General features: G+C 60.0%; 6 protein-coding genes. All 6 read right to left on the bottom strand.

The window, feature by feature from the left end; all coding sequences use genetic code 11:
• Positions 1 to 81 precede the first annotated feature (81 nt).
• The 6 genes from VSX42_RS02175 to VSX42_RS02150 all read right to left on the bottom strand — a co-directional run bounded on the left by VSX42_RS02175 (position 82) and on the right by VSX42_RS02150 (position 6,799).
• A complete protein-coding gene (locus VSX42_RS02175) occupies positions 82 to 1,299 on the bottom strand; it encodes a bifunctional glycosyltransferase family 2/GtrA family protein (RefSeq protein ID WP_326502763.1) in 1,218 nt (405 codons plus the stop codon).
• A gap of 5 nt (positions 1,300 to 1,304) precedes the next feature.
• Positions 1,305 to 2,327, bottom strand: a complete 1,023-nt coding sequence (locus tag VSX42_RS02170; protein ID WP_326502762.1) for a phosphodiester glycosidase family protein — start codon at positions 2,325 to 2,327, stop codon at positions 1,305 to 1,307.
• Positions 2,328 to 2,534: 207 nt separating this feature from the next.
• On the bottom strand, positions 2,535 to 2,873 hold the full coding sequence (locus tag VSX42_RS02165) for a hypothetical protein (protein ID WP_326502761.1): 339 nt from the start codon (positions 2,871 to 2,873) through the stop codon (positions 2,535 to 2,537).
• A gap of 973 nt (positions 2,874 to 3,846) precedes the next feature.
• Positions 3,847 to 4,053 (bottom strand): DUF3073 domain-containing protein, encoded by a 207-nt coding sequence (locus VSX42_RS02160; protein ID WP_237185107.1) that lies wholly within the window; start codon positions 4,051 to 4,053, stop codon positions 3,847 to 3,849.
• A 316-nt stretch (positions 4,054 to 4,369) separates the two neighbouring features.
• Positions 4,370 to 5,875 carry a carbohydrate-binding domain-containing protein gene (locus VSX42_RS02155; RefSeq protein WP_326502760.1) on the bottom strand — a complete coding sequence of 502 codons (1,506 nt, stop codon included), beginning with the start codon at positions 5,873 to 5,875 and terminating at the stop codon, positions 4,370 to 4,372.
• Positions 5,876 to 5,923: 48 nt separating this feature from the next.
• Complete coding sequence (locus VSX42_RS02150; protein ID WP_326502759.1) at positions 5,924 to 6,799, bottom strand: polyphosphate polymerase domain-containing protein; 876 nt, start codon at positions 6,797 to 6,799, stop codon at positions 5,924 to 5,926.
• Between the last annotated feature and the right edge of the window lie 115 nt (positions 6,800 to 6,914).

The following is a 6,914-nucleotide window of genomic DNA, read 5'->3' as shown; positions in this document are numbered from 1 at the left end:
CCCCCGCCCCGAACATACCCCGGGGTGTGCGCCCCCCACACAGCCCCGGCCCCACCACCGTTGTCCATAACTATTGGAGAATTAGGCAACCTTGAGTAAGGCTTGCTGCTCATTTGCCTTCTCTCCCGGCGCAGGCGCGGGGAGGGCGGCGTCCGCGCTCTTTGTCGGTGTGCCCTGCTCTTGATCGGCAAACACCCAGCGGCGCTGCGCTGCGAAGCTCACCGGGATGAGTACCAGCTCAACCAGCATCTTAGCGACCAGCAGCGGCAGCCCTACCCAGGTGAGAACCTCCAGCAGAGCAGTGTTTGTCGCCAGAATCGCTACAGCTAGTACTGCGTACCGCCCCAGGGAGTGGTGGGTCTGCGGGCGGGGCCCGCCGTCGTGCATGACAATGCGGTTGAGGGCAAAGTTGCACAGGGCCGAGGTTACGCGGGCGCCTACGACTGCCAGGCTCAGGGGCGCTCCCAAGGCAACCAGCACCATCAGAGCCACCGTATCAATGATGAAACCCGAGAAACTTGCCGCTAAAAATGCCAGCAGCGGGGCGTAAATGCGCAGGGAGTCCCGCACCGGGTTGAAGTGGCTGGTGGGGTTACCCGGCTCGTAAACCTTAGTAATCGGTACCTGGGTCAGTTGAACTCCAAAGCGCGAAGCCCGCAGCAGCATGTTGAACTCGTACTCGTAGCGGTCGCCGGGAAGCTCTAGCGCCCAGGGCAGAATCTGCGGGGTGAGTCCGCGCAGACCGGTCTGGGTGTCAGCCAGTTCCTGCCCGGTCGACAGGCTAAACAGCGCGGCTGTGAGAGCATTCCCTACCCAGGAGCGCAGCGGCACCCGGGTGTCGGGGGCGGCTGGGTCAGCGATGGTGCGTATGCCCATCACCAGGGTTTTTTGCCCGGCGGACGCCTGCATCGCCGTTTCCCTACCCACGGCCAGGATATCGGCGGGCAGGTGCTGCCCGTCAGCGTCCGCGGTGATAACAACCTCGCCCGGGGCTTCTGTCTGAGCCCAGGAGATTCCAGCCCGCAGCGCTGCGCCCTTACCTCCGTTAGCGAGCAGGTGCAACACAGTCACCGATACCAGCCCCGACCGAGTGAAGCGGCGCTCAACCGAGGGTGCGGGGGCAAGCCGAGCACCCAGCTGCTCGACCTGCTCAAAGATAGGAGCAAAGTCTGAGCCGGAGCCGTCGTTGACCACCAGCACGCGGGCAGTGGCGCCCTCAGCGTTAGCACGGGCGTCTATGTCTTCAATCAGACGCACCAGGGAGGTATCGGGCTTGTAGGCGGGAATCAGAATCAGCATGGCGTTTAGGCTCCTGCGATGTAGAGAATGTCGCTGGTTTCGCGTTCTTTGCCCTTACCGAGCGGGTTGTTGACCAGGGAGTCGTTGAAGAGCATGACCGAAGAGCCGCCACCGTCAATGTTGTAGGCGGTGGTGCAGCCGGCGTCAATCATCATCTGAGCCAACTCGGTCATGGTGGCACCGCGGGAGTAACCCTCTGAGCGGCCGTCGACCACCATGAAGAGCAGGTGGTTAGTGCCGATGACGCCGACAGCGGTACGGGGCTGCTCGCCCTGGATAGAGTGGTTACCGAAGTTGGTATCGACCTCAACGTCTTCGATGCCATCGAGAATCGTGCCGTTCTCCACCAGCGCCGGGCCGAAGGAGAGGGTATTGAGCACTCCCTCATCGACGAGGGCCTGGGCGGTGGTGGCGGTTTCGTCGTAGATTTTGACCTTGCCGTCGGCGTAGAAGGCGAGGCCGGTGCGGGCAGGAGAGTCGCGATAGACCACGCCGTTACGGACAACGATGCCGGTTTCGCGGAAGCCGTAGTAGTCGCCGTTGACAGCCCAGATAGCGTTGTGAGTCTCTGCCATTTCGCTGGGGTTCTGCACAATATTCAGGCCGAACTGGTTGTTGGCGAAGGCCGAGCGCAGGATGCTCGCTGACCCCAGCTTGACCTCCGCGGTGTAGGCTGTGATCTGGTCGCTAGTGCCCTCGTTAAGCACGATGGTGTTTAGGACGATGGAGCCGTTATCAGCGGTGACGCCGGTATCGGTCACCTGCATGTTGGTCAGTTCAGTGTCGGACGCCGCCGCAGCGCTGGTAGTACTGTTAGAAGCTGCCTGGGCTTCGTAGGCTGCTACGTCTGAGATTTCGGTGTGATCACGCAGGTAGCGGTTGTAGGCCCAGCCGCCACCCAGGCCTGCGGTGCCCAAGAGGCCCAGACCGCCGATGAGGGCGGTACGGCGGGTGGTCTTAGATTTGATCCAGCTGGTCTTCTGGTCTGCCTGGGTCTGCTGGGTGTTCTGGTCTGCGCTGTTGTTCATACCTTCAACTATGAGCGGCTAACCCATGACGCAGGCTTGTCTAACCTATGACCCAGCTGTGACTGCAACCGAGCGTACCTAGCCGAGCGCGGACGTCCGCGTCCCTCCCCCACCGCTAACCCTTCTCTAACTGTGGCGCTGAGCCCCAAATGTGGCGGCACCACCGCCACATTTGGCGGTAGCCACAACATGTTGGGCCAACACCCATCAGCGGACGCCCTTATCCACCAGGTTCTTTCGCACAAGCTCAGGGTTATTCATCAGGTCGCTCCACCTAACACGCACAAAACGATAGCCTCGCAGCTCAAGGTCACGCTGACTGATAACCTCCTTCTGAAGCACATGGTCCGGCTGCCCATAAGCTCCCGAGTACTTCACGTCTCCATCGACCTCCAGGACAACCTTGGCATCCTCCCACAAAAAATCAGGACGATAGTACCGCCGCCCCACCCAAATAACTTTCTGCTCCTCAGGCCGAGACAGACCCCACGAAATCACCAGATACCGTGCAACCGTCTCCGCAGGTGACTCAGATTTTTCGCTCATATACTCAGCTATCTTTTGACGCTGTTTCGAATACCTACCGCTGCTTTTTAGCAGGGCACTCCGCAGCTCGGCAGCTGGCACTAAACGGTGGTGCAGAAAATAGTCTGCAACGCACAAAGCGCTCAAAAAAGGAAGACTCTGGCAGCAGTCAAGTATCGTCTGAAGAGGCGTAGTCACAGCTAGCCCCTGATTCAGTACTGCCTGGTCACAGATCTCTTTGCGCGACCTACTCACATGTACCCCCGGTTTTGACCGCACAGCAGAAGAAGCGCTGCTCACCCACATCTTCGCGGGTGCTTCTAACAAAGGCGCTCCCCACCAAAGAGCTGCAGATGAATGGCTCAGCACATACTGAGGGTGCGTCTTCATAAACGCCACATGCTGGGCCATAAACCGGTGGCGGCCATCCCAACTCTGCCACGTCTGCACCTGTGTGTAGGCATTTGTTGCAATCTTATATAGTAGACCCCGTCGACACCGCCGAGAAATTTCGGACGAGCTGATACCTTCGTCTTGCAGCTCCGATGAGGTTTTGATCTGATCGTATATCCTGCTCATACCCACTACCTTGACCACCAGACCTCACGTTTTCTAGAGGAGGCGGTAAATCTGTGGATAACTTCAGCTATTTTTTGCCCTTATCAGCCTGTATGTCGTAGCGGCCTCGCTATGTGTTAAGAATCGTCCACAGGGCTTGACAGCTTTGCGACTATCGGCACTGCTCCAGGAGCTGCGAAGACGGACGGCTCTGTGCGACGCGCCTAGCCGAGCGCGGACGTCCGTGTCCCTCCCCCCCCCACCACCGCTAACCCTTCTCTAACTGCGGCGCTGACCCCCAAATGTGGCGGCGCCACTGCCACATTTGGCGGTAGCCACAACATGTTGCAACCGCTGCCACACAAAAGCCCGCCACCGGCGGGCGGTGGCGGGCTAGAAAAATGATTCGGGAAGAACCCGCGTGGTGCTACGCGGGTTACTTCTCTTGATAATCGTCGGCGTACTTGTCTGCGTATTCCGAGTAATCGTCCTCGTCATCGTACTGATAACCGGACGACTTAGACTGAGAGCCAGCATTCTTGCTGAGCTCTCGCTCAAGTGCAGTGTAGTCGGTATCGGGGCTGAAATACTTCATCTCCCGAGCCTGCCGAGTTGCTTTAGCCTTCTGACGGCCGCGCCCCATGGCGAGACCCCCTCTTTATCGCTCGTATCTGGCCACCCGCGTGCGCGCAGGGGTGTGCCAGAAAAACTTTCAGTCTTTTCTGTATCTAAGGGTACATGTTTTTGCGCGTCTTTGCTTGCCTGTTCGCCACATGAGATGTAAGAAACTACTAAAAACCGCAAAAATATAGAGAACGGTCGTTTTATTTTACGCAACTCCCCTCCTGGCAAAGAGAAGCTCCGCGCCACCCGACCAGAAAGAGGTGACGCGGAGCAGTAGGGCAGCCGGCGAAAGAATGAGGTACGAGTGTCAGCTCGCCGGCTGAGTTTATGGGGCCTTAGGGGCGGCCGCCGAAGCCGCCCATGCCACCTGCAGCAGCACCGGAGGTTGCGGTAACGGTGCCGCCCTCTGAGCCGTTGACGCTGATGGTGTAGGTTTCACCCTCGGTCATGGAGCTACCTGCTACGACCACCTGGGAGATGGTCTTGCTTGAGGTGTACTCTGCTACGGCCTCGCCGCTGGAGTTGGTGACGGTGACGGTATCACCCGCTGAGACGCTGGCAGAGAACTGGGCGTAGGTGCCTTCCATACCCTCGAACATATCGCCGGAGTCGCCCTGAATCAGGGTGCCGCCGGTGACGGTCAGGCCGCCTGCGGCGTCGGTTGCGCCGTTACCGCCGGTGGAAGGGCCGTTGACGATGACGGTGCCACCTGAGATTTTTGCAGTGCCGTTAGAATCAACGCCGTCGCCTTCAATGTTCAGGGTGAGTTCGCCACCGGTGATGGCGATGGAGGCGTCAACGACCTGGTTCATGCCGCCACCGGAGGTGGTGGTTGAGGTGGAGTCGGTGGAGGGGATGGTGGCGTTGAGGCCATCATCGGAGCTGGTAGCGTTGGTGACGCCGCCACTGATGGTCAGGTACTGACCTTCGATCGCTTCGACCGATTCTTCGATGGTCAGGCTGCCGCCGGCGATTTCAAGTTCGCGTTCTGACTTGAAGCCGTCGTCACCTGCGCTGATGGTGACGGTGCCATCCAGCAGGCGTACCCAGCCGCGTTCGGCGTCGGTGTCATTGGTTGCCTTGATGCCATCGCTAGTGGCGGTGACGTTGATGGTGCCACCGAGGATGTCAACGTAGTCCTTACCCTTGATACCGTCGTCTGCGGCTGTGACGTTGATGGTGCCGCCTGCGATGGTGAGGCCGTCGCCGCTGGCGATGCCGTCGCCGTAGTTACCGGTGGCGGTCAGGGTGCCTTCACCGGCCAGGGTCAGGTCGGTGCGGGCGTAAAGGGCGGCGTCCGGGTCTTCGGTGCCGGTTGCAGCGTAGGTAGAGCCGTCGGCGATGGTGTTGGTGGTGCCAGCTTCGGTGTAGATGATGGTTTCGTTGGCGCTTTCGGCGTCGATGGCGGCCCCGTCACTGTTGGTGATGGAGGCGTTATCGAGGATTAGGCGTACGACGTCCTCTTCACCGGCTGCGACCACAACCTGCCCGTCTGCCAGGGTGCCGGTGAGGCGGTAGTTACCGGAGGCGGTGATAGTGATGACGCCGTTTTCAACGGTCACGCTGTCGGTGGCGGTGGGGTTGGAGAGGTCGATGGTGGCTTCGGTTGAGGCGTCCCAGGTGAGGTCGTCTGCGTCGTAGTGGGTGTCGTAGCTGATCACGGAGGCTACGGTGGTTCCGGACGCAGTGGCTACAGCGGTTGCCGCAGCTGAGCTTGATGAGGAAGTGGTTGTTGAAGTGCTGGAGCTTGCGGTGGTTCCTGCAGAGCAGCCTGCCAGGGCAAGAGTGCCGACCAGGGCTACGGAGGTCAGGGCTTTGGTGAGGGTTGCGGGCATCTTCATGGGTTTTTCCTTTGTTTTCTGGCCTTAGTTTGTGGAAAGTTTGTGGGGCTAGCTGGCCAGGGCCGCGAAGCGGGCTTCGGCTTCGACCGGCTGTAGGTACATGTTGCGGGCGATAGTTCGGTTCCACTTGTTGGAGGGCAAATCGGGGTTGAGGGCTGCCATGCCGGTGGCAAACTTTGAAATCTTGGAGGGGCGGATGCCTGCCCGCCACAGGTGCTTGTCTGCTACCGAGGGGGCGGAGCCCGACTTGGTTTCGATGATGACCATGCCGGCTGCGGTGTAGTCGGTGCCTACCTCGTACTGGGAGTGAAGCCCCAGGGCCCGTTCGCTCATGGGGGTCCAGGTCAGGTGGGTGTCGATGGTCATGCGGGAGTCAACCGGGTTGTGTTCGGACGCCGGTAGCAGCACGGTGGTGCGGCGGTAGGCAGTGGTCAGAATCGGCTCGAAGGCGGTTGCCGGTGCATCGATGAGGCCGCGCAGGGATTCTTCGACGTAGTCGCGGCCTGCGGCGTTGAGGTAGGCCCGGTCGGCTGAGGGGTAGGGGATGCGTTCCTTGACGGTGACCGCGCGGGCGCCCTCGGTTTTGACTTCCAGGAAGGTGTCGCCAGTGTCTACGTAGGAGCGGGTGCGAATCTTGTAGCGGTTGCGACGACCGGTGGCAGCGAGCTTGTAGGAATCCAGGTTTTCGGTGTCGAAGTAGACCGAATCGTAGGCGAAGTCGCGTTCGCCGTTGATTTCGAGTACGGACGCCTCGGCGGGCAGGTTGGAAAGTACCGCTGCGGCGTAGAGGCCGTCGACGATGTACTTGCGGTCAACGCGGGTCTGCATGGCTGCTTTGGCGTTCAGTTCGTCCAGGCTGATGCCGGGCCAGTGGGCCGGTACCAGGGTGGTTGCGGTGTTCTGGGTGAAGGCTGTAGCAGTCATGATGGTCTTTCTCTCGTGCTCTGTTCGGGCTGTTGTTAACAGTCTGGTGGGCGAAGCTATGTTTAAGCTGTGGTGAACTTAGCTTGAACTTATGTACGCCAAACTTTTTATTTCC

Source organism: Rothia nasimurium (genome assembly GCF_035916755.1).
Classification (GTDB): domain Bacteria; phylum Actinomycetota; class Actinomycetes; order Actinomycetales; family Micrococcaceae; genus Rothia.
Note: the sequence above shows the minus strand (reverse complement) of the source record. Positions and strands in the feature narration are given on the sequence as shown.

Coding starts and splice junctions, on each gene's coding strand:
- VSX42_RS02175 (WP_326502763.1), bottom strand. CDS start 1,299: ATGCTGATTCTGATTCCCGCCTACAAGCCCGATACCTCCCTGGTGCGT.
- VSX42_RS02170 (WP_326502762.1), bottom strand. CDS start 2,327: ATGAACAACAGCGCAGACCAGAACACCCAGCAGACCCAGGCAGACCAG.
- VSX42_RS02165 (WP_326502761.1), bottom strand. CDS start 2,873: ATGAGCGAAAAATCTGAGTCACCTGCGGAGACGGTTGCACGGTATCTG.
- VSX42_RS02160 (WP_237185107.1), bottom strand. CDS start 4,053: ATGGGGCGCGGCCGTCAGAAGGCTAAAGCAACTCGGCAGGCTCGGGAG.
- VSX42_RS02155 (WP_326502760.1), bottom strand. CDS start 5,875: ATGAAGATGCCCGCAACCCTCACCAAAGCCCTGACCTCCGTAGCCCTG.
- VSX42_RS02150 (WP_326502759.1), bottom strand. CDS start 6,799: ATGACTGCTACAGCCTTCACCCAGAACACCGCAACCACCCTGGTACCG.